This window comes from Streptosporangium sp. NPDC051022, from assembly GCF_040683035.1.
GTDB lineage: Bacteria > Actinomycetota > Actinomycetes > Streptosporangiales > Streptosporangiaceae > Streptosporangium.
On sequence record NZ_JBFBCF010000020.1, the window covers coordinates 17,200 to 37,665 of the forward strand.

Consider the following 20,466-nt stretch of genomic DNA (forward strand, 5'->3'; position numbering starts at 1 on the left):
TCAGCCTTCTGCCTGGCCTCCGCCTCAGCCTCCGCCCTGTTCTTGGCCTCGGCCTCCGCCTTGTTCCTGGCCTCGTTCCTGGCCTCAGCCTCAGCCTTCTGCCTGGCCTCCGCCTCAGCCTCCGCCCTGTTCTTGGCCTCGGCCTCCGCCTTGTTCCTGGCCTCGTTCCTGGCCTCAGCCTCAGCCTCGGCCTTCTGCTTGGCCTCCGCCTCGGCCTTCTGCTTGGCGATGGCGTCGGCGAGGCTGTGGGCGTCGGCCGACGTGTCCAGGTGGAACTCGACTTTCTGGTCAAGCCTCTGCGACTGGTTCTGCAGCTGGCGCTGGAACTGACGCTGCAACTGCCGCTGGCGCTGGAACTGCTCTAGCAGCTGGCGCCGCCAACTCACATGCCCACAGCTACCGTTGCAGCCGGCCAGAGCCACGCTGGCGCCGGCCGTGGTGACGGTGGTCACGGCACCGAGGCCGACAAGACCGCCTGTCAGCACTGTGCTGCTGGCGGCGAACGCCACAACGGCGCTCTTGAGCTTGGACATTACGTGTCCCCCTTGAAAGGATCGGTTGCCCCCTGCTTCGACGTTCTCCGAATCGGCCGGAAAACGCCCCCGACGACCCTTGCGGATCACCCTGCGCCTCTTTGTTTTCCTCCCGCATCACGCAACAAACAGTGATTGTCGCTTCTTTTGCTCGATTATCTCTTTATTGATGATGTCGGACTTGTCTATTAACTTGCACATACCTACGTCAAGATGTAATGTCATCAAGTTTGCGATGTTTTCAGAAAATAGCCGCAACCGCAAACATTAAGCCCCAAATCCGACAACTCGCATTCCAGGCAAACGATCCGTCTGGGAGGACTTATTGGGGTGAGGGACGTTCGTACCACAATGCGGCCATACGCCACCGGCGAGCAGACCTGACAGCCCGATCACCCACTCCACAAAGGGTGCTTATCCCAACTAAATCGGACTAATATTGATGTGGCACACAACGGCGTAAAACACGCGCTTAGGCGCCACGCAGCCGTCCCCGATCGTGAAGGTGACGGGCAAGGGGGCAGACAGGTGACGCCAGCGGATCGGCGGACACCGCACCGGGCGAGCGCACCGGCCACCGGGCCGGGTCCGATCCGGTAAGGACAGTCGGCCAAGGTCAGAGCCTTCACACTCCGGCGGTCGGCCGTCCTCACTCGACGCGGCCCATGCACAACTCGGCGGCGCGCCATCCCGGCCCCGCCTGGAACCACTACCAACTAAAAGCCCCTGACTGGAACAAACCAGACAGGGGCCTGCGACACATCGAGGACAACACCATTGCCGGAATAAGGTGACGGAACAGGCCCCCGGCGACGGTCAGGCCAGCCGGTCGAAGTCTCCGGACTTGACGCCGCCGACGAAGGTCCGCCACCCGGCGGGGGTGAAAAGCAGCTTCGGACCGTCCGGATCCTTACTGTCGCGCACCGCGACCACCCCGGGCAGATTGCCGGCGACCTCCACGCACTGCCCACCGTTGTCTCCGGAACGCGACGACTTCCGCCACACCGTTGCGCTCAGGTCCATTTCCGCCTCGCCTCCTCAATCATTTTGAGGGACATATGGCCAGGATAAGCACAATGGCGTATCGCTTCATATCGCTTCCATATCGAGGCCACAAGGGCCGGATCCGTCGTCACCCGTCCTTCGGCCGGAGAGTCGACGTGAATGGTGTCGGGCCGACCGTGCGGGAGTTCGGCGATCATGAAGGCACTCAGCAGGCCCGCTGTGCACTCGGGGTCGACAACCTGAATGGAGACCGTAGGACTCTCGGCGATGTCCAGCAGGTGACCGAGCTGCTCGTGCATCACCTCAGGGCCTCCGACCCGGCGGCGCAGTACGCCCTCGTCGATGAGGACCAGGAGCAGGGGCGGGTCGTCCCTGTCGAGGATCCGGCGGCGTCGCATGCGAGCCTCGACGTTTCCGTTCACCTCGTCGGGGGTGGTCGCGGGGCCTCGGCTGAAGATGTGCCGGGCGTAGGCCTCGGTCTGGAGGAGGCCCGGAACGAGGAGAGGGTCCCACGAGCGGAGAACGTTCGCGGCGGGCTCGATCTCGTCGACCCAGCCCATGAACCACGTCGGCCCGCCGTCGCGGGAGGCGGTGATGCGCTGGTAGAGGCTCGCGAAGAAGGCATCGGCGGCCGTTCCGAAGAGGCGGTCCAGTTTCTCCGCGTCGGATCTCGACGGCGTGCGGGTTGCGGCCTCCAGGCGGCTGACCTGGGTCTGGGTGCAGCCAAGACGGGAGGCGACGGCGCCCTGCGACAGTTGCGCGGCCTCTCGGAGGCGGCGCATCTCGGCTCCGAAACGCGCGCGAGGGGAGCCGGGGTCGGGGAACGGCTCGACGCCCATCACATTCCTCCCGATCAGCGAAAAGCGGATTTTCCAGTTGGGCGGCAAACCGAATTCAGATCACGTCAGACCAGGGGCTGTCATTATCCGTCCTGGCCTGGATTGTGAATCCATCTCGCGTCGACCTGCCACGCAGGCAGTCTAAACACACCCTCTCCCCCTCCGAAAGCAAATATAGGAAGGCCATCCGGCGCCCCCGAAACCGGAAACAAGAAAAGCGCCCCACGGCCGGGGCGCCGTTCTCTCACGTCTTGATTCGGGTCGGCGGAGAGGTGGCACGGTGAACGGGAGGAACATGCGCCGGGTCGCGCGCCGTTCATCGGCGCCGATCCGCTCAATGCCGCCGCTCGCCGTACCGGCGCCCCGAACGACGGCAGATGCCGTGCGGAGGAAGGGGGCCGCGACCCGCCACGGCGAAGATCGAAAAACGGCCCCGGTGTGAACCGCCCGCGAGAGCGGGGCGGTTCACACCGGGGGCGAGGTTCCCGTGTCTCAGTCCGTGTCGGCCGCCGCGAAGGTGACCTCCGCCGTGGCGACGGTCCCGGCGCGGCGTCCGGGTGCGCTCTGCCACTGCCAGTAGAGGTTGGTGTGCGCGATCACCTGCTCCGGGGCGGGCGCGCCGTACTCGCTGAGGTCCTCCGTGGTGTGCGCGTCGCCGACCAGCGTCACGTCGTAACCCCGGACGAAGGCTCCATGGAGGGTGGAGCGGACGCACGCGTCGGTCTGGGCGCCCGTGACGACGACCCGGCCCACCCCGTGCTCGGCGAGCAGCGCCTCCAGGTCGGTGTCCTCGAACGAGTCGCCGTAGTTCTTGTGGACGAGGGGCTCCGAGTCTCGGCGGACCAGCTCCGGAACGTACTGCCAGCTCTCGCTGTCGCGCTTGAGCTCCTCGCTGGAGTGCTGCACCCAGAACACGGGCACGTTCTGCTCGCGGGCCCGGCCGACCAGGATGTCGATGTTCGCGATCACGCCGTCGCGGTCGTGGGCACCGGCCATCACCCCGTTCTGGACGTCGATGACGAGCAGCGCGGTGTTCGGCCTGTCGGGCAGGGTCGTCATGGGAACCTTCCGTCTCTGGTCGCGGATCCTGCTGGCGCCCCCACGGTAGACCGGGCCGCCGACAAAGACCGGGCGAAGATCGGGCCACCGGCCGCGCCGCATGGGCGGTACGGACGGGTCAGGGAAGCCTGCCGAGAGCGCGCGCGAGAACGGCGGCGGTGTCGGCGATGACCTTTTCGTCTCCGGGGGCGTCGGCGGCCAGGCGGGTGGTGTAGACGGCCATGATCAACGGCGGGGCGGACTCCGAGGTCCGGATGACGGCGACGTCGTTCGCGGCCCCGTAGGCCGTGGCGGTGCCGGTCTTGTCGCCGATGATCCAGGTTTTAGGCAGCCCGGCACGGATGCGCCCGTCGCCGGTCTTGTTCGCGCGCAGCCAACCGTCCAGCCTCGCCCGGTCCTCGGCGGCGAGCGCGTCGCCGAAGGTGAGCGCCCGAAGGTCACGGGCCATGGACGCGGGCGTGGTGGTGTCCCGCCTCTCCTTCGGGCTCCAGCGGTTGAGGTCGGTCTCCCAGCGGTCCAGGCGGGAGACCGGGTCCTTCAGCGTGCGGACGTACGCCGTCAGCCCCGCCGGTCCGCCGATCTGCTTCAGCAGCATGTTGGCCGCGGTGTTGTCGCTGCGGGTGATGGCCGCCTCGCACAGCCGGGCGACGGTCAGCCCGTCGTCGACGTGCTTCTCGGTGATCGGCGAGTTCGGCTTCAGGTCGCTCCGCTTCCAGCGGACGACCCGGTCCATGAGTCCCGGGTCGGACGTGCGTGCCCTGTGGAGCACGGCGGCGGCCGCCAGCGTCTTGAAGGTGGACAGCAGCGGGAAGCGTTCCCCGGACCGGTAGGCGACCGTCCGGCCGGTGGCCGTGTCGAGGGCGTAGGCGCCGATGCGGCCCTTGAACGACGCCTCCAGCGCGCGGAGCCTCCGGTGGGCCTCGGCCTCGCCGGGAACCGTCCGGGAGGAGGCGAGCGCGCTCCGGGGGCCCCACTCACCGGCGTCGGCCACCCCGGTGCCGGCCGCTCCGGCCCGTGGAGCCACGTGGACACCCGCCGGGACGGTGTCCGTACCGCATGCCGCGACGCCCGCCGTGATCGAGACCAGCAGTCCGGCGACCTTCGTGGCCGTGGAAAGGCTGCCCGTACGGTTTCGCATTCCATGTCCTCTCTCTCGCCCTGCGGAGGGCAAGAGCAAAGCAGAGCCGGCCGAGCGGCGTCCAATATCGACATGAGGAACGGTGCGACAGCGGTATGGATATCACTGCAGGTGAGCCGGGGGTTTCCCCTAATCTGAGCCGGAAACCGGCCCCGAACCGAGCCCTGCCCAGAGACCCGGACCGGCCCTGATCCGGGTGCCGGCCTGAAGATTCAGACCGGCTCTGATCCGGATGCCGGGTCTGATCCGGATGCCGGGTCTGATCCGGATGCCGGGCCTGATCCGGATGCCGGGCCTGATCCGGGTGCCGAGTCTGATCCGGATGCCGGGCCGGGGCGGGGTCACTCGGAGCCGGGGTCACCCGCCTGGTCGGTGACCTTCTGGGTCACGACGGCGCTGGAGCTCAGCAGGGTTCCGGCCTTACCCCGGCCGGAGTCGGCGATCAGGTAGTCGCGCGTCCCGAGGAAGGCGAGAGTGCCCTTGTCGAAGATCCATTCGACGCGCTCCCCGTCCGCGTCGAACGCCACGGCCATGCCCTCGCGGTCCGCCGCGTCCACCGAGGCGGGCACCAGGCGCACGCCGGGGATGAGCGCCGTCGCCCGGTAGAGCGCGGCACGGGTCGCCGGCGGGATGACCGTCTCGCTCATCAGGCCCTGGATCTGGCTGAAGGCGCGCAGGGGATCGCGGTCCTCCTGCCGGGCGTAGAGCCACTCCAGCAGCGCGGCCGGATCGGTCGGCAGCTGGGCCAGCCGTTCGTAGTTCAGCCCGTCCCCGGCGAGGCTCAGGGGGATGTCCCGGCCGTTCTCCCGGATGAGCCCCTCCTCGGCCACGTCCTGCGGGATCCATGTCCGCCGCTTGTGGAGGGCGATCAGCTCGACGGGACCGTCGAAGGTCTTCTGCTGCTCGGGCCGGGTGCTCGTCACCATGCTCTCGGTGTAGACGTACTGGTCCGGGCGGATCGCGACGGCCGGTTCGCGCGCGGCGGCGTCGGCGATGCGGTTCAGCGTCGCGGCGACGTCCCCGGTGGTGGCGCGCTGCACCTTGATGATCGGTGCCGGGACGTACGCGATCTTCTCCGTGGGCGCGTCGGTCCCCCCGCCCAGCGCCTGGAATCCCACGACCAGCGCGACCGCGCCGGCGGCGGCGACCGGAGTCAGCAGCGAGAGCAGGCGGATCCGCGGCCGGGTCCGGGAGCGGGTGATCTCCCGCTCGAAGTGGTTCTTCAGCTGGCGGTGCCGCATCGGCGACAGTTCCGGCTCCCCCGCTGGAAGCATGCGGGCAAGGTCCTCGATCTCGGCGTTCATCGCTTCTCCCCCTGGAATGTCCTGTGCATCGTCGTCTCGGTGAGTTCACGCAACCGGGTCCTGGCCCGCGACAGCCGGGAGCGCACCGTGCCCACCGGGATCCCGAGGGCCTCGGCCGTACCGGCGTAGTCCAGCCCCGCCCAGACGCACAGCGTGATGATCTCCCGATCGGTGTCGCTCAGCCTGGCCAGCGCCGCGCGGGCGGCCGCGAGCTTCTCGGCGTCCTCGAACCGGCCGACCACCTCGTCGGCGAAGTCGGGCACCGGGTCGCGATCCGGCAGCCGGGACAGCGCGGCCCTGTGCCGCCGGGCGGCGCGCGCCCTGTTTCGCATCACGTTGGTGGCGATGCCGAAAAGCCACGGGCCCACGCCGTCGCCTTCGGGCTTCAGCTGTCCGCGCAGCCGCCACGCCTCCAGGAAGGTCAGGGACACCACGTCGTCCGCTGCCGTCCAGTCCCCCGTGGTCCGGGCGGCGTAGCGGTAGATCGCCTGTGCGTGTTCGTCGAACAGCTCACTGAAAGCGGCTGGGTCCCCGGATCTGAGCCGGGTACGCGTTGTTCGTTGCTCCACATCCGTACCTGTCCGCCGCCTCCGCCGGGTTCCTATGACGTGCGTCACAGGACGGCCTCCGTCCCGCGCCGCCGTGCTGTACGGCCTCGGGCGCCAGGCCAGGGGCGGGCGCGCCACCGGGCGGCTCCCGGGGAACGCCCCGAGCGTCGCACACCTTCACGGCGCCCCGGATCGCGCCCTCGGTGGTGGACCGGTGAGGTCCCGCCCGCCGGGGAGGGCCGGATCACCCGCCGCCGGCACGGATGGCCTCGGCGGCGTTGATCAGGCCGATGTGGCTGAAGGCCTGAGGGAAGTTCCCGATGGGCTCCCCGGTCAGGGAGTCGACCTCCTCGGCCAGCAGGCCGACGTCGTTGGCGTAGGACGCCGCGGTCAGGAACGCCCGCGTGGCCGGCTCGCGCCGTCCGCCGAGGGCCAGGGCGTGGGCGAGCCAGAACGTGCAGAGCAGGAACGTGCCCTCGTCTCCGGCGAGCCCGTCGGCGGCGCGGTAGCGGTGCACCAGGCCGCGTTCGTCGGTCAACCGCGTGGCGACGGCGTCCACGGTGGCCAGCACCCGGGGATCGTCGCCCGGCAGGAAGCCGACCATGGGCAGCATCAGCGCGGCGGCGTCCAGGTCCTCGGAGCCGAATGCCTGGGTGAAGGCGCCCACCTCGGGATTCCAGCCGTGCGTCATGATCGCCTCGCGGATCCGCTCCCTGGTGTGCCTCCATTCGGCGACCCGGTCGGCGGCGCCCAGGGCGGAGGCCAGCTCGACGGCCCGATCCATGGCGACCCAGCACATCAGCTTGGAGTGCAGGTAGTGCCGTCCGGAACCCCGTACCTCCCAGATCCCCTGGTCGGGCTCCTCCCAGCGGCGGGCGGCCGTATCGGCCACGCCGGTCAGGAAGCAGCGGGTCAGCTCGTCGAGCGGGCGCGCGTCGCGGTGGAGCTGCCGGGCCGCGTCGAGCAGCTCGCCGTACACGTCGAGCTGGCGCTGTCTCCACGCGTCGTTGCCGACGCGCACCGGCGCGCTGTCCCGCCAGCCGGTCAGGTGGGGCAGCGGCCGCTCGCTGAGGTCGCGCTCGCCGCCGACGCCGTACATGATCTGCAGGTCGGCCCCCTGGTCGAGCTGGGTGACCGAGGCCCTGGCGAGGAAGGTGAAGAACTCGGCCTCCTCGACCTCGCACGTCGCGGTGGCCAGGGCCTGGAGGGTGAAGCTGGTGTCGCGGACCCAGGCGTAGCGGTAGTCCCAGTTGCGCTCACCGCCGACGCTCTCGGGCAGGGAGGTGGTGACCGCGGCGACGATAGCCCCGGTGGGGGCGAAGGTCAGGGCCCGCAGCACCCGCCCGCTCTGGTCGACCTCCTCCTGCCAGGGGCCCCGGTAGCCGAGGTGGGACCGGGCCCAGGAGCGCCACCCGGCGACGGTGTCCCCGATGCGGCGGTGGACGTGCCGGGATTTCCTGAGCGGCGGGTCGGGCGCCCAGCCGGAACTGACCTGCAGGGCCATGCACAGGCGCTGCCCGGCCTTCAGCGTCACCGTGGCGTGCGCGGTCGAGCCGCTCACCCGCAGGGGGACCGGGGACGACAGCGTGAGGACGTTCGCGCCCCCGTGCGCGACCAGCCCGCCGCGGACCTGTTCCATCAGCGGCCGGACGAGCCCGAACTCGGGGCGGGGCGCGTACACCGTCTCCATGGTCACCTGTCCTTCGACGCAGGTCACCTCGCGCAGCAGGAGACCGGGCGAGGCCGCGCCCAGCGCGTGGCCGCGCTCCCGGTTGCCCAGCGCGAGCGCGTCGACGAGCACCGCGGTCCCGTCCCGGCAGTGGAAGGTGGTCTCCAGCACCAGCGTCTGGTCGAGGTACCTGCGGGCGACCTCGGCGGAGCGGACGGGATGGATGGACCAGTGCCCGGCGTTCTCGTCGAGCAGCCGGGCGAAGATCGCGGGACTGTCGAATCGGGGCAGGCAGAGCCAGTCGACCGAGCCGTCCGAGGTGATCAGGGCGGCGGACCGGCAGTCCGACAGCATGGCGTGGTCACTGATCGCTCGCGTGCTCAAGGGCGCACCTCGCCAACCGCCGGGTGAGGATCACGGATCTCACGGACCCCGCAGCGGGCCCGGATTCGGCGGCCACCGGCACGGCCCCGAAGGACGGCGGACACCTCGGTGAGAGCATTCGCCGATAATGTCCCTTTCAGGCATTGTAGAACAGCGCTTTTGCCTCCTGCCCGCCCCGAACGGCCGGCCTCCAGATCGTCCCGGCCGCCGCCCTCAGGCCCCGCGGCGGGCGCGGCGTTCGCCGCCGACGGGCCGCGCCGAGCCCCGCCATGTGACGACCGGATCTCTTTTTCAAAAGGCCGGGTTCAGAACCCGGAAGCCGGAGATTTACCGTGCGACGATCGCCTCCCGCGCGTCCCGCCTTTCGTCGACTTCTGTGGAGGAACGGTTGGCTGCCCACCACGTGCTTCCCGTCCACCTGGTGACGGTTGTCTCCAGATCCATGTCGGCCAGGCCCGGCGCAGCGGAGGAAATGCTTTTCGAACTGACCGGCGAGCTGATGTTCAGCCCCTATCTCGGCGAGCACGTGAGAGCGGCCGTTCCGACGTTCTCGGACGGCACGGACCTGTTACCACCCCTGTTTACCACCCCTGTCCGACCTGACGGAGCTCCGGTCGATCCCACACCTGCGCGCGAGAGAGGACCGCACCAACTGCATCTCTCTTTTCCAGATCCCAACAGAGGCGATGGAACAGGACATGAGGGTCCTCCGTTCCCGGGACACCCATGTCAACCGGCCCATCGCGCTTCTGATCACCGACAGCGGGCCGTCGGATCACGGCCGGCGGAGATTCCACAGGAACGTGCTCGATCGGACGAGCCCCACGGTCATCGGCATCGCCCTGGGACAGGCCGACACAGAGACTCTGCGACGAGTCTGCGACCGCTCTCCACGACGCGTTCGCCGAACCTCGGAAAAGCCGCTGAGGGGTCTGAACCACCTGCTGTACGAAGCGAGATCGGCGGAGTGGAGCTGCGGCAACCGCTCGGCCGGTCCGTGGCCGCCCCCGTCCCCCGATGTCACGACGGGGCCGGCGGCACTCCGGCGGGCACTCACCGATCGCCTGACTTTCCGAATAGCATGAGATTAATCTTCACTGCCCCGTCGCGGAGAGGACTTTGGACGCGGAACTGTTCTGGACAGCCACTGGAACGATTGTCGCCTGCGCAGGGTTTTTCTTTTCCCTCCGGCCACGACCGGAAACGCGGCACGCGCAGGACTCGGCTTCCGACGACGGAATTCCCGGATCCTCCGTTTCACCGCCGGTCGGCACGCTGCCCGCCGAGATTCACGGCCGTGACAAACTACTGAAGGATCTGCAGAAAAAAGTCCGGCGTTCTCCGGATTCCTTCGTGGTGCTCGTGGGAATGGGAGGCGCGGGAAAGTCCACCGTCGCCGCCGCCCTGGCCGACCGGCTGCGCCGTAGGCGCCTGGGACGGAGACCCCACGTGTGGTGGATCTCGGCGGTCGACGTATCGACCCTCACCACGGGTCTCATCACGGTGGCACGCAGCCTGGGCGCCTCACCGGCCGACCGGACGGTCATCTCCCTCGGGAGGTCCGACGGCCCGGACCGTCTGTGGGCGCTGCTGGAGCGCAGCCGGCGCCGGTGGGTGCTCATCTTCGACAACGCCGACGACGCCGACGTCATGTCCGTCTCCGACCGGAACGCCCCTTCCGAGGGCGGCGCCCGAGCGGAGACCGGCAGCGGCCGGGCGTGGCTGAGACCCTCCCGCAGAGGCCTGGTCATCGTCACCAGCCGGAACTCCGACCGCAGGACCTGGGGACGCGACGCGCGGCTCATCCCGGTCGGCCCGCTCGACGAGACGTCGGCCGCGCGCGTCCTGAGCGATCTCGCTCCGGGCGCGGGTTCCCCGCACGCCGCCCGGGAGCTGGCGCGTCGTCTCGGCCACCTTCCCCTGGCCCTTCAACTCGCAGGGCGCTATCTCGGCTCCTCCTTCGCCCGATGGCGTGACTTCTCCGCCTATCTCGAAGCGTTGAACCGGAACGAAGCCCTCGACACGATGGGTTTCCCCGACCTGCGGGCGAACACCAGAACCCTCATCATGCGGACCTGGGAGCTCTCCCTGGACGACCTCGCCTCGGCCGGAACACCCCAGGCGCGCCCGCTGCTACGGCTCCTGTCGTGTTTCGCCCCGGTCGCCCCGGTTCCCTGGGAGATCTTGGATCCCGTCATGCTCACCGAACTGCTGGACGAGACAGGGCGGGCGGAAGGCGCCCCCCACTCCGATCCGGGACACAGGCTGGAGCGGGGACTGTGGGACCTGGAAAGACTGAACCTGATCACCATCTCGGACTCGCCGGAGTCGGACCGCGTCATCTCGCTTCATCCGATGATCACCGATATCAACCGGGCTCATCTCTCCGGCCGGAACGCGCCGGAGTCCGCCGAGCCCGACCCGGAGCTCGTCCGGCGAAGCGCGATCGACCTGTTGATTCACTCTCTGGGTCACCTGAACCCCGAGGTCGCCTCCTCATGGCCCCTCTTCGCACGGCTGGTGCCGCATCTGCAGGCCGTTCTCGAGGTCACCGCCGGGCAGGCCGGAATCTCCCGCCGCGCCGATCTCGCGGAGCTCGTGCCGCGCGTGGCGGGCGCGCTGACACTGAGTGGGGCGACGTCGCCCGGTCGGCTTCTCTGTGAGACGGCGCTCGACGCCCTTCGCGACCTCGGCGACGAACATCCGGCGATTCTCTCGATTCGCCACGAGTACGCGATGATCGCGGCACATCAGGGCCGTTGGGTCGAATCTGAGCAGATCTACCGCGACGTCCTCGAATCGCGTATCCGAGTGCTCGGTCACGAACACCCGGACACCCTCACCACCAGCCATTTTCTCGCCTGGGAAGTCGCCGTCCTCCGCGGCTTGGACGTCGCGGAGAGGATGTACCGCGACGTTCTGCAGATCCGGCAACGGGTACTGGGCGACGAACATCCCGACACTCTCGCCACCTGGCACGAGCTCGCCTGGGTCACTGCCGGCCGGGGGGAGTGGGAGGAGGCCGAAGGGATCTACCGGGAGGTTCTGAGCGTCCGGCGCCGGGTCCTGGGCCCGGACGACCCCAACACGCTCATGAGCAGTCACGAGCTGGGGTGGGTGATCGCGAACCGTGAAAGGTATGACGAGGCTCAGGTCGTGCTCGAGCAGACGCTCCGGGATCGCGAGCGGGTTTTCCACGACAAGCATCCCCGCGTCCTGAGCACACGTCACGAACTGGCCTGGGTGACGGCCCGGCAAGGACGCTGGAGAAAGGCCGAACATCTGTATCTCAATATTCTGCGCCGGCAACAGGAGGTCCTGGGAGAGGACCATCCCGACACCCTGACCACAGAGCACGAGCTCGCATGGGTGTGGGCGGCACGGGGCCGGACAGCGGAGGCCGAGCGTGGATACAAGCGGGTGCTCCTGGCGCGAGGGCGGCTTCTCGGCGAAGATCATCCCGACACGCGCACGACGTCTGAGGCCCTCACCGCACTCGGCGAAGGCCGGATCGTTCCGGCTCGGCACCTCGCCTGACGGTGGAAGCCGGTGATCCATCCTCCGTCCCTGAAAGGATCAGCCGCGAGGCCCCGGGGCCAGGTCATCGGCTCGGCCAAGGACCGCACCCAGGTCACCGCACCGTGACCACAGCCGATCTCGCCGGCCGGTGGACGGTCATGGTGTCCACGGGATCGGGGACGTGAGCGTCCGCGATGGGCCTTCTCGTGACCGCGCGGACATCACTGGCTCCTCAGGGGCGCGGGTCGACCGTGCGCAAGAGTTCCAAAAGCCCTTCGACGGCGGCGAACTGCTGCGCGGAGAGGGGATCGGGAGTGAAGTGCATCAGCTCGTTGCGGGTCTTGCGGACCTCCTCCAGGCGATCGAGGAACAGCTTTCGGTCGATGCTCCATCCGAGCTTGGCCCACCGCTCCTCCGGCCCCATGAGGAAGGCGTAATGACGATCAGATGACCGGTTTGGATCTGCTCCTTGAAACGCCAGAGCTGCCCGGCCCAGTTGCCGATGATCTTGTCTGTGACATCCGGGTAGACCTGGCGCAGCTCCAGCCGGAGCCGCTCCCTCGCCGTGCAGTGCTCTATGCTCGCGAGCTCGTTCCATCCGACGATGACCAGGCCCTGCTCGAACGCCAGATCTTCACGCTCCCCGTGCTCACCGCCCCGCACCAGCCACGCGACGGGCTTCGCCTCGGTCGAGGCATCCCTGGTCACCACGGACCGGCCGAGGATCCTCGGGGACACGGATGGTCTCCGCGGTGGCCGGATCTCCAGGCGGGTGGAGAGCGGCACGGCCGGAAAACGAACAGCGCGTCCGCGGAAACCCGTGAACGCGCTGTTCGGTCGCAATGTGCGCCGCCAGGGACTCGAACCCCGGACCCGCTGATTAAGAGTCAGCTGCTCTAACCAACTGAGCTAGCGGCGCCTGAAGCCCTTGAAGAATAGCGCAATCCGACAGGGCTTCGAAATCCGGCGAGATCACCGGGCGGACGGGCTCGCGCAAGGCGGTGAGGGGCCGCGGCGGATCCCCGGGAGGAACGCGAAGGTCCGTGGAGGGCTCCGCGTGAGGCCCGGTGAAGGCCCGCGGAGAACCCCCGCGGAGAACCCCCGCGGAGAACTTCCGCGGGGACGACGGGAGCGCGAAGGAGGAGGGGTCAGCCCATGCGGCGCAGTACGCGGGCGGCGGTTCGGGCGAGCAGTTCCACCTGGTCCTCGTCGAGCTCCATGCGCGGGCCGGCGAGGACCCAGCGTGCCACCAGGCGCGGCTTGAGCAGGGTGAGTCCTTCGGCGGTGACCGTGCGCCGGAGTTTTCCGCCGTGGACGGCGAGCAGCGGCTCGATCGTCACGGGGACGCCCGACTCGCGCGAGAGCACCTCGGCCAGCGAGTCCGCGGCCTTGACGAGCGCCTTGGCGACCGACGTGCCGTACTTCTCACCGAAGAAGAGCCGCTCGCCGTACCGGGCGATCTCCGTGTCGGGGGACCACGCCTCGTTGTCGACCACCCAGATGCCGCCGGGACCGATGACCAGGTGGTCGATCGACGCCTCACCGGGGACGGCACGGCCGTCGAGGACCCGGTAGCCGCGCCTGCCGAGCCTGCGGCGCAGCAGCCTGCCGGTGATGGTCTCACCCCGGCGCCTGCCCCGCCAGACCGCGGTGGACTCGTAGGAGTAGCGGTCCCAGAACAGGTCGGCGGCACCGACCAGGAGCCCGACGACGAGCCCGGCCAGGAAGGGGGAGGGGACGGCGAACCGGTAGGCCAGCACGAGGCCGACGACCAGGCCTCCGGCGGCCTTGGCGCCGCGCATCTTCCAGCGCTGGCCGGCCTCCTTGCGCCAGTACTGCTCGTACATGACCTGGGGCGACAACCCGTGGAGCGGGTCCTCGCTCGTCACGTAGATCGATCCGCCGGGCACAGCGAACTCCCGAGTCGAGTGGTCAGGCAGGCACGTGGATCCACGACACCGAAGATCCTTGGACATCAAATACCCACCCGGGGGGTGGGGTCATCCTGGACCCTCCAAAGGTGATGGAACTAACACAACTCGGATACCCTCCCGATGCCTTAGCCGACCGGTCGGCATGCTCGCCCCCATCGCACGATGGGGGACGGATGACCAAGGACCACGAGGCCGGTACGGCGGTCTCCCAGGCGGTCCTTCAGCCGGCCCCTCGGGCGGCCTCTCAGGTGGCCCCTCAAGCAGCCCCCCTCAGGTGGCCCCTCAGGCGGCCTCCGCCCCGGCGCCGGCCGCACCGCCCCCGAGGAGGCCCGAGGAGGTCCGCTCCACCCTCCTGGTGACCATCCGCCCGATCAGCGCGATGAGCTTGCGCGGACGCCTCGGCATGAGGTGGGCCATGCCGAAGTTGCCCGCCCCCGGCACCACGTAGCCGCGGTCACGGTCGAGGGCCCGCAGCGCGCTGCGGACCATCCGCTCCGGCGTGTTCATCCGGGCCCCGATCGCCGCCTCCCTCGTCCCGATCACGTCGAAGAACGCGGTCTCGACCGGTCCCGGGGTGACGGCCAGCACCTTCACCCCTCTGCCCCGGAACTCGCTCCACAGCGCCAGGCTGAAGTTCAGGACGAAGGTCTTGGACGCCGCATATGTCGCGAAATATGGCGAGATATGGAATCCCGCGACCGACCCCACGTTGACGACCGCGCCGCCACCGCGGGCGATCATGCCCGGGACGAACGCGTGGGTCAGGCCGACCAGGGAGACGACGTTGACCATCAGCTCGTCGCGCTCCCGCTCCGCGGGGATCTCCTCGAAGCGGCCCGCGGTCCCGAACCCCGCGTTGTTGACGAGCAGGTCGACGGTCATCCCCCTGGCCGCCACCTCCCCGGCCACCCGCGACGCGGCGTCCGGTGCCGCGAGGTCCTGACCGACGACTTCGACCCGCACGCCATACGCCTCGCGCAGTTCCCCGGCCAGGCTCTCCATCCGCCCGACGGACCGGGCGACCAGCACGAGGGCGTGACCGCGGGCCGCGAGCTGGCGGGCGAACTCCAGGCCGATGCCGGAGGAGGCGCCGGTCACGAGAGCGGTTGTGGTCATCACGAACTCCTTTGCTCGCATTCCTGTGCCGTCAAGGTAGCAGCTATGCAAATAACTGCAACAGAGATGTAGCGATTAACTCCTCAAAGGATTCAGTGCTGTAGCCTCTGGCCATGGGTACGACGGGCCGTCGGTTACGGGCGGATGCGGAGCGCAGTGTCCGGACGATCCTGGAGGCGGCCGAACGGCTGCTCAGCGAGAATCCGGGCGCGACGATGGAGCAGATCGCGGAGGCCGCCGGGGTCGCCAGAACCACCGTCCACCGGCGTTTCGCCAGCCGGGAGGCCCTCATCGAGACCATGGCGACCTCCGCGTGGCAGGAGATCGGCGAGGCCGTCGACGCGGCCAGGCCGTACACCGCCCCGCCGCTGGTCGCGATGCACCAGGCGACCGCCAACGTGCTGCAGATCAAGTCCGGCTGGCGGTTCGCGCTCGGCACCCTCCCGCCGCCCGGCGAGGAGGCCGCGCGCGTCTACGACGACGTCATGGCCAAGTGCGACATGGTGTTCGAGCGTGCGCTGGAGAGTGGGCTGCTGCGTCCCGGCACCGACCTGGTCTGGGCCCGGCAGGTCTATCTCGCCCTGATCAGCGAGGCGGTCCACGGCCCCGCGGCGTCCTCCTGTTCCCCCGCCCACACGGGCTCCGTCACCGGTGCCGACGCCGGGCCCGGTGACGACCCCGACGCGCTGGCCGCCCGGATCATCGACACCCTGCTGTACGGCCTGGCCCCCCGCTGACCCCGCCCGCCCCCTCCCCATCGCGGGGTGGTCGCGCGAGACACGCCCCGAGTGGACCTTTCAGCAGGTCACCACCGGTCATAAGGTCGTCTTCATGACCGCGTCCATGCCCGCCCCCGTCACCCTCGAAAGCGACGTCGTACGGCTTGAGCCGCTGAGCGCCTCCCACGTCCCAGAGCTGTTCCTCTCGGGCGGGGGCGACGACGAGGTGTGGCGCTGGCTGCCGGCCACCACGCCACACGGCGAGGCGGAGCTGGCGAAGATCGCGGCGGGGCTCATCCACGACCGCGACCACGTGCCGTTCGCGGCGGTCCTCAGGGAGACGGGCCGCGCGGTCGGCTGGACCACCTACATCGACACCCCGGGGTTCGCCGAGAGCATCGAGATCGGCTGGACCTGGTACGGCAGGGCCGTGTGGCGTTCGGGGGTGAACACCTCCTGCAAGATCCTCCTGGTCGACTACGCCTTCGACAAGCTGGGCGTGAACCGGGTCCAGTTCAAGACCGACGTCCTCAACGTCCGCTCCCAGGCGGCGATCCGCCGCATCGGCGGTGTCCCGGAGGGCGTCCTGCGCCGCCACCGCCGCCGTCCGGACGGCTCGTGGCGCGACACCGCCTACTTCAGCATCCTGGACGACGAGTGGCCCGCCCACCGGGCCCGCCTGACACGCGCCGCCGGCCCGGCCGTGTGACCCCGGGCGGCGGCGGGACCTACGTTTCCGGCTGTGACACGGACCCGGGCAGCATTCCCCGCAGCAGCTCACCGACGCCGAGGCGGAGATCGTCGAGGGTCGGGGCGGCCCCGGCTCCGACGATGGCGTCGAACATCACCCCCTCGCCGAAGGCGACGACCTGACGGCCGTGCCGTACCGGGTCCGGCGAGCCCGCGGCGGCGAGGATCATGACGACGGGCGCGCGGAACCGGCCGCCCGCCTCGTCGTAGACCCTGCGCAGCTCGGGACGGCGGGTGGCCTCCAGGGCGAGCTCGTAGCGGGCGACCGTCCGGCGGCGGTCGACGGTGAGCTGCACCCACAGCACCTGGGCCGTCAGCTCGACGAGCGTGTCGGAGGTGGGCGGCTCCCCGGCGTCGATGTCGAGCAGAGCGGTGAACGCGGCGGTCTCCAGCTCGGTGAGCCGCTCCAGGGCCAGTTCGAGCAGCGCCAGACGGGTGCGGGCGAGGTTGGACGTCGAGCCGGGCGGCAGTCCCGCCTCCTCGTCCACCGCCCGGTGGGTCAGGCCGCGCATTCCCCGCTCAGCCAGCAGGGTGATGGCGGCCTCCGCGACCAGCTCGGCACGTTGGGACTTCACCGTTCGATACTACACTTGTAGTTGACCCGGAAAAGGAGTAGCCTCCACCGTGTTCACGGGTTACTACATCTGTAGTGAAGGGGCGGGCCATGGCGCGCGCGGTGGTGATAGGTGCGGGAATCGGCGGGCTGACGGCCGCCGTCGCGCTCCAGCGGCGGGGCTGGGACGTGACGGTGTGCGAGCGGGCCCCCTCCCTCGAACCGGTCGGCTCCGGGCTCGCCGTGGCGGCCAACGCGCTCAAGGCGCTGGACACGCTCGGCATCGGCGACGAGATCCGCGGGCTGTCGGCGGTCCAGGGCGAGGCCGGGATCCGGCGCCCCGACGGCCGGTGGCTGATGAAGACGACCGAGGAGGCCACCTCCGCCAGATACGGCGACTCCGTGGTGCTGCTGCGCCGCGCGGACCTGGTCGACGCGCTCTCCGCCAGGCTCGCCCCCGGCACGGTCCGGCTGAACACCGAGGTGCGCGGAGCCGACCCCGGCAGCGGCAGGGTGACCACCGGCGACGGCGACCTGGAGGCCGACCTGGTGGTGGCCGCCGACGGCATCCACTCCCCCACCAGGGCCGCCCTGTTCCCCGATCATCCGGGTCCCCGCTACTCCGGGGTCACGAGCTGGCGGGTGCTCGTGCCGGGCGGCGGCGTCCCCGGCCAGACCTCCGAGAGCTGGGGCGCGGGCAGGGTCTTCGGCGTCATGCCGCTGGCCGGCGGGCTGGCCTACTGCTACGGCACCGACACGGTCCCGGCCGGAGGCGGCGAGGGGGATCAGCGGGCCGAGTTGCTGCGCCTGTTCGGCGGATGGCACTCCCCGATCCCCGAGCTGCTGGCCGCCGCCTCACCCGCGGACGTGCTCAGGAACGACGTCCACCACCTCGCGACCCCGCTGCCCGCGATGCACCGCGGCAGGATCGCGCTGCTGGGCGACGCCGCCCACGCGATGACCCCCAACATGGGTCAGGGGGCGTGCCAGGCGATCGAGGACGCGGTGGTGCTGGCCCACCTCGCGGACCGGCGGGACGGCCTCGCCGCCTACACCGCGGCCAGGCTGGCCCGGACCACGAGGATCGTGGCGAGGTCGGCGTCGATCTGCCGGACCACCCGGCTGCGCGCCCCGCTGGCCGTACGGCTGCGCGACACGATGATGACGCTCGCCTGGCGGCTGGCCCCGAAGCGCGTGACCGGAGCGATGGACGAGGTCCTCGGCTGGACGCCACCCGGCACGTGACCGAGGCGACCCACCCGCCCTCGATGCGACCGAGGCGGCCACCGGCCTCCGCCCCGCGTGACCGGAACGGCCCGGCGGCCCGGCGGCCTACGACGTGACCGTGGCGGGCTCGCGGGCGGCGGTACGGTCGCCGCCGTGATCGGGCGACAGGCGCCCCAGCGTGACGGTTCCCCAGATCAGCACCGCGGCGGCCAGGAGAGCCGGGATCACGTTGGCCACCCCGGTGGGCATGGGCTCCTCCAGCAGGACCGCCCCCGCGATGATCGAGGTGATGGGATCGACCACCTGGACCGCCGCGTACGCGATGCCGAAGTAACCCACCTCGTAGGAGCGCTGCAGCAGCACCACGGCGCAGACGAGCAGCACGGGGATCGCGAACGTGAACCACGTCAGCAGCCTGCTGAGATCCCCTTCGAGGCCGCCGCCGACCACCCGGACGAAGGTGGACACACTTGCGGTCACCGCCCCCGCGCCGACCGACAGCAGCAATGCCTTGGACGAGCCCGTGGCCTTCCGCCCGACCAGATGGGTCACCAGCACGATCAGCCCTACGCAGCCCAGGAAGCCGAACGCCTCGCCGTTCGTCATGTGCGGTGTCGAGGCGTGCGAGGGAACGAGCAGCATGAGGCCGAGCAGGCCGACCGCCACCGCGATCGACCCGATGATCTCCTCCTTGCGCGGGCGCCTGCCGTGCAGCATCGCCGCCAGCGGCACCGCGAACACCAGCGTCGCCACGCTGATCGGCTGCACCACGACCAGGGGCGCGAGGCTCAGCGCCACCGCGTGCAGGGACGCCCCGGTGAACCCGATCACCCCGCCCAGCCACCAGCGGGGCCGCCTCATCAGGCGGAGCGAGGCGCCCTCCGACACCGCCTCGAACTGCTGGAGAGCCGCTCCCAGGGCGTACCCCAGCGCGCCGATCAGAGCGATCGACATACCGACCCAGGTCATCGCCACCCACCGGAAGCGATCAGGCATGAGTAAAGAAGCGATTCACGGGTCATCCCGCAAGCTTAGAACGCCCCATGGGTGGGTAAGAGGCCGCCCAAGCAGGATGAGATCCTCTTTTTACGTGAAACGCCGCCCCGGCTCGCTCTCCGGCCTCGGATGACCTCTTCCGCCCGCCCCCGTGAGACGGCGGAAACTAGACCTCCGTGAGGACGTAGAGCAGGGCGGCGAGGGTCGTCCCGCCGACGATGTCGCCTTCGCCGATCAACCGGCGGACGTCGGTCAGCGGCACCCAGTCGACGCGCGCGGCCTCCCACTCGTCCGCGGGCGGGCCGACGCGGACGGCGCCGTCCGCGCGGAAGACATGGTGGACGGAGTCGGTGATGCCGTTGTTCGGCTCGGTGCGCAGCAGGGGGCGCAGCGGGCCCGGCCGCCAGCCGGTCTCCTCCTCGACCTCGCGGGCGGCGGCGACGACGGGTTCCTCCCCCGCCTCGATCCGGCCCATGGGCACCTCCCACCCCCACGAGTCGGTGATGAACCGGTGCCGCCAGATCAGCAGCACCCGGCGCCGGTCGTCGACGACGACGGCGCCGGCCGCGGGGGCGAGACGGACCAGACGGTGGTCAAGGTGCCTGCCGTCGGGAAGCTCGACGTCGGCCTGCCTGAGGTCCAGCCACTGGTCGGCGTGGAGCGACTGTTCGGAGTTGACCTGCCAGCGCATGCGGGGGGCTCCCAGCGTGGATGCCTGAACTCGGGGCTCCACGCTACAGGTGCCCGCGCCGGGCGGGCATCAGTCCCGGTCCGGGCAGACGCAGAACAGGTGGCCCTCGGGGTCGGCCAGCACGACCCACCTGTCCCCGTCGGGCTGGAAGTCCGGCCTGGTCGCGCCGAGTGCCAGGTAGTCCTCGACCGCCTTGCCCACGTCGGGAACCCGCACGTCGAGGTGGAACTGCTTGTCGGGCCCCGGCCAGGCCGCGGGCTTACGGTCGAGGTTCTGCTGGAAGTAGATGTTCATCGTGCCGTCGCCGATGCCGGCGTAGGTGTCCTCGGCGTACTGGATCTCGTAGCCGAAGACCGCCGCGTAGAACTCCGCGAGCCTCCTGGGCTCGGCGCAGTCGATGTTCACGGCGAGAAACTTCGCGGTCGTCGTCATGGCCTCATCGTTTCGCCCATACCTGTCAGCCGATGGCAGGTTCTCCGGCG

At 69.9% G+C, this 20,466-nt stretch carries 19 protein-coding genes and 1 tRNA gene; 4 read left to right on the forward strand and 16 right to left on the reverse strand.

Features of this window, described 5'->3' with window-relative positions; genetic code table 11:
• The 8 genes from AB0N02_RS28390 to AB0N02_RS28425 form a co-directional block, all read right to left on the reverse strand.
• On the reverse strand, nt 1-533 hold a 533-nt coding region (locus AB0N02_RS28390), incomplete at its 3' end, for a hypothetical protein (protein ID WP_363952619.1).
• Nucleotides 534-1,349: 816 nt separating this feature from the next.
• Nucleotides 1,350-1,556 carry a DUF397 domain-containing protein gene (locus AB0N02_RS28395; RefSeq protein ID WP_363952621.1) on the reverse strand — a complete coding sequence of 69 codons (207 nt, stop codon included), beginning with the start codon at nt 1,554-1,556 and terminating at the stop codon, nt 1,350-1,352.
• Nucleotides 1,547-2,377, reverse strand: a complete 831-nt coding sequence (locus AB0N02_RS28400; protein WP_363952623.1) for a helix-turn-helix transcriptional regulator — start codon at nt 2,375-2,377, stop codon at nt 1,547-1,549. Before AB0N02_RS28400 ends, AB0N02_RS28395 begins: the two co-directional genes overlap by 10 nt.
• A 492-nt stretch (nt 2,378-2,869) precedes the next feature.
• On the reverse strand, nt 2,870-3,436 hold the full coding sequence (locus AB0N02_RS28405) for a cysteine hydrolase family protein (protein WP_363952625.1): 567 nt from the start codon (nt 3,434-3,436) through the stop codon (nt 2,870-2,872).
• Nucleotides 3,437-3,554: 118 nt separating this feature from the next.
• A complete protein-coding gene (gene bla / locus AB0N02_RS28410) occupies nt 3,555-4,574 on the reverse strand; it encodes a class A beta-lactamase (protein WP_363952627.1) in 1,020 nt (339 codons plus the stop codon).
• Between the two features lie 341 nt (nt 4,575-4,915).
• Nucleotides 4,916-5,878 carry a CU044_5270 family protein gene (locus tag AB0N02_RS28415; protein ID WP_363952629.1) on the reverse strand — a complete coding sequence of 321 codons (963 nt, stop codon included), beginning with the start codon at nt 5,876-5,878 and terminating at the stop codon, nt 4,916-4,918.
• Nucleotides 5,875-6,447, reverse strand: coding sequence for an RNA polymerase sigma factor (locus AB0N02_RS28420; protein WP_363952631.1), 573 nt, complete (start codon nt 6,445-6,447; stop codon nt 5,875-5,877). Before AB0N02_RS28420 ends, AB0N02_RS28415 begins: the two co-directional genes overlap by 4 nt.
• Nucleotides 6,448-6,670: 223 nt before the next feature.
• Complete coding sequence (locus tag AB0N02_RS28425) at nt 6,671-8,479, reverse strand: glycoside hydrolase family 15 protein (protein WP_363952633.1); 1,809 nt, start codon at nt 8,477-8,479, stop codon at nt 6,671-6,673.
• A 1,119-nt stretch (nt 8,480-9,598) separates the two neighbouring features.
• Here AB0N02_RS28425 and fxsT point away from each other — a divergent pair.
• The gene (gene fxsT, locus AB0N02_RS28430; protein ID WP_363952635.1) at nt 9,599-12,016 is read left to right on the forward strand and encodes an FxSxx-COOH system tetratricopeptide repeat protein; all 2,418 of its coding nucleotides are present in this window, start codon (nt 9,599-9,601) and stop codon (nt 12,014-12,016) included.
• Between the two features lie 214 nt (nt 12,017-12,230).
• On the opposite strand, the gene AB0N02_RS28435 is transcribed toward fxsT, so the two are convergent.
• The 4 genes from AB0N02_RS28435 to AB0N02_RS28450 form a co-directional block, all read right to left on the reverse strand.
• On the reverse strand, nt 12,231-12,422 hold the full coding sequence (locus AB0N02_RS28435) for a hypothetical protein (RefSeq protein ID WP_363952637.1): 192 nt from the start codon (nt 12,420-12,422) through the stop codon (nt 12,231-12,233).
• Between the two features lie 421 nt (nt 12,423-12,843).
• A tRNA-Lys gene (locus AB0N02_RS28440) sits at nt 12,844-12,917 on the reverse strand.
• Between the two features lie 229 nt (nt 12,918-13,146).
• Nucleotides 13,147-13,908: a nuclease-related domain-containing protein gene (locus AB0N02_RS28445; RefSeq protein WP_363952639.1), complete on the reverse strand. Its 762-nt coding sequence runs from the start codon at nt 13,906-13,908 to the stop codon at nt 13,147-13,149.
• A 306-nt stretch (nt 13,909-14,214) separates the two neighbouring features.
• Nucleotides 14,215-15,048, reverse strand: coding sequence for an SDR family oxidoreductase (locus tag AB0N02_RS28450; protein ID WP_363952641.1), 834 nt, complete (start codon nt 15,046-15,048; stop codon nt 14,215-14,217).
• 113 nt (nt 15,049-15,161) lie between these two features.
• Between AB0N02_RS28450 and AB0N02_RS28455 the strand changes: the two genes are divergently transcribed.
• Both AB0N02_RS28455 and AB0N02_RS28460 read left to right on the forward strand, forming a co-directional pair.
• Nucleotides 15,162-15,785 (forward strand): helix-turn-helix domain-containing protein, encoded by a 624-nt coding sequence (locus AB0N02_RS28455; RefSeq protein ID WP_363952643.1) that lies wholly within the window; start codon nt 15,162-15,164, stop codon nt 15,783-15,785.
• A 94-nt stretch (nt 15,786-15,879) separates the two neighbouring features.
• Nucleotides 15,880-16,476, forward strand: a complete 597-nt coding sequence (locus AB0N02_RS28460) for a GNAT family protein (RefSeq protein WP_363952645.1) — start codon at nt 15,880-15,882, stop codon at nt 16,474-16,476.
• A 19-nt stretch (nt 16,477-16,495) separates the two neighbouring features.
• Here AB0N02_RS28460 and AB0N02_RS28465 read toward each other — a convergent pair whose 3' ends face one another.
• Complete coding sequence (locus AB0N02_RS28465) at nt 16,496-17,092, reverse strand: TetR/AcrR family transcriptional regulator (RefSeq protein ID WP_363952647.1); 597 nt, start codon at nt 17,090-17,092, stop codon at nt 16,496-16,498.
• A gap of 89 nt (nt 17,093-17,181) precedes the next feature.
• Here AB0N02_RS28465 and AB0N02_RS28470 point away from each other — a divergent pair, with 89 nt between their 5' ends.
• Nucleotides 17,182-18,315 carry an FAD-dependent oxidoreductase gene (locus AB0N02_RS28470; protein ID WP_363952649.1) on the forward strand — a complete coding sequence of 378 codons (1,134 nt, stop codon included), beginning with the start codon at nt 17,182-17,184 and terminating at the stop codon, nt 18,313-18,315.
• Between the two features lie 87 nt (nt 18,316-18,402).
• Here AB0N02_RS28470 and AB0N02_RS28475 read toward each other — a convergent pair whose 3' ends face one another.
• The 3 genes from AB0N02_RS28475 to AB0N02_RS28485 form a co-directional block, all read right to left on the reverse strand.
• The gene (locus AB0N02_RS28475) at nt 18,403-19,293 is read right to left on the reverse strand and encodes a DMT family transporter (protein WP_363952651.1); all 891 of its coding nucleotides are present in this window, start codon (nt 19,291-19,293) and stop codon (nt 18,403-18,405) included.
• Nucleotides 19,294-19,459: 166 nt separating this feature from the next.
• Nucleotides 19,460-19,984 (reverse strand): NUDIX hydrolase, encoded by a 525-nt coding sequence (locus AB0N02_RS28480; protein ID WP_363952653.1) that lies wholly within the window; start codon nt 19,982-19,984, stop codon nt 19,460-19,462.
• 69 nt (nt 19,985-20,053) lie between these two features.
• Nucleotides 20,054-20,416, reverse strand: coding sequence for a VOC family protein (locus tag AB0N02_RS28485; RefSeq protein ID WP_363952655.1), 363 nt, complete (start codon nt 20,414-20,416; stop codon nt 20,054-20,056).
• Nucleotides 20,417-20,466: the final 50 nt, after the last annotated feature.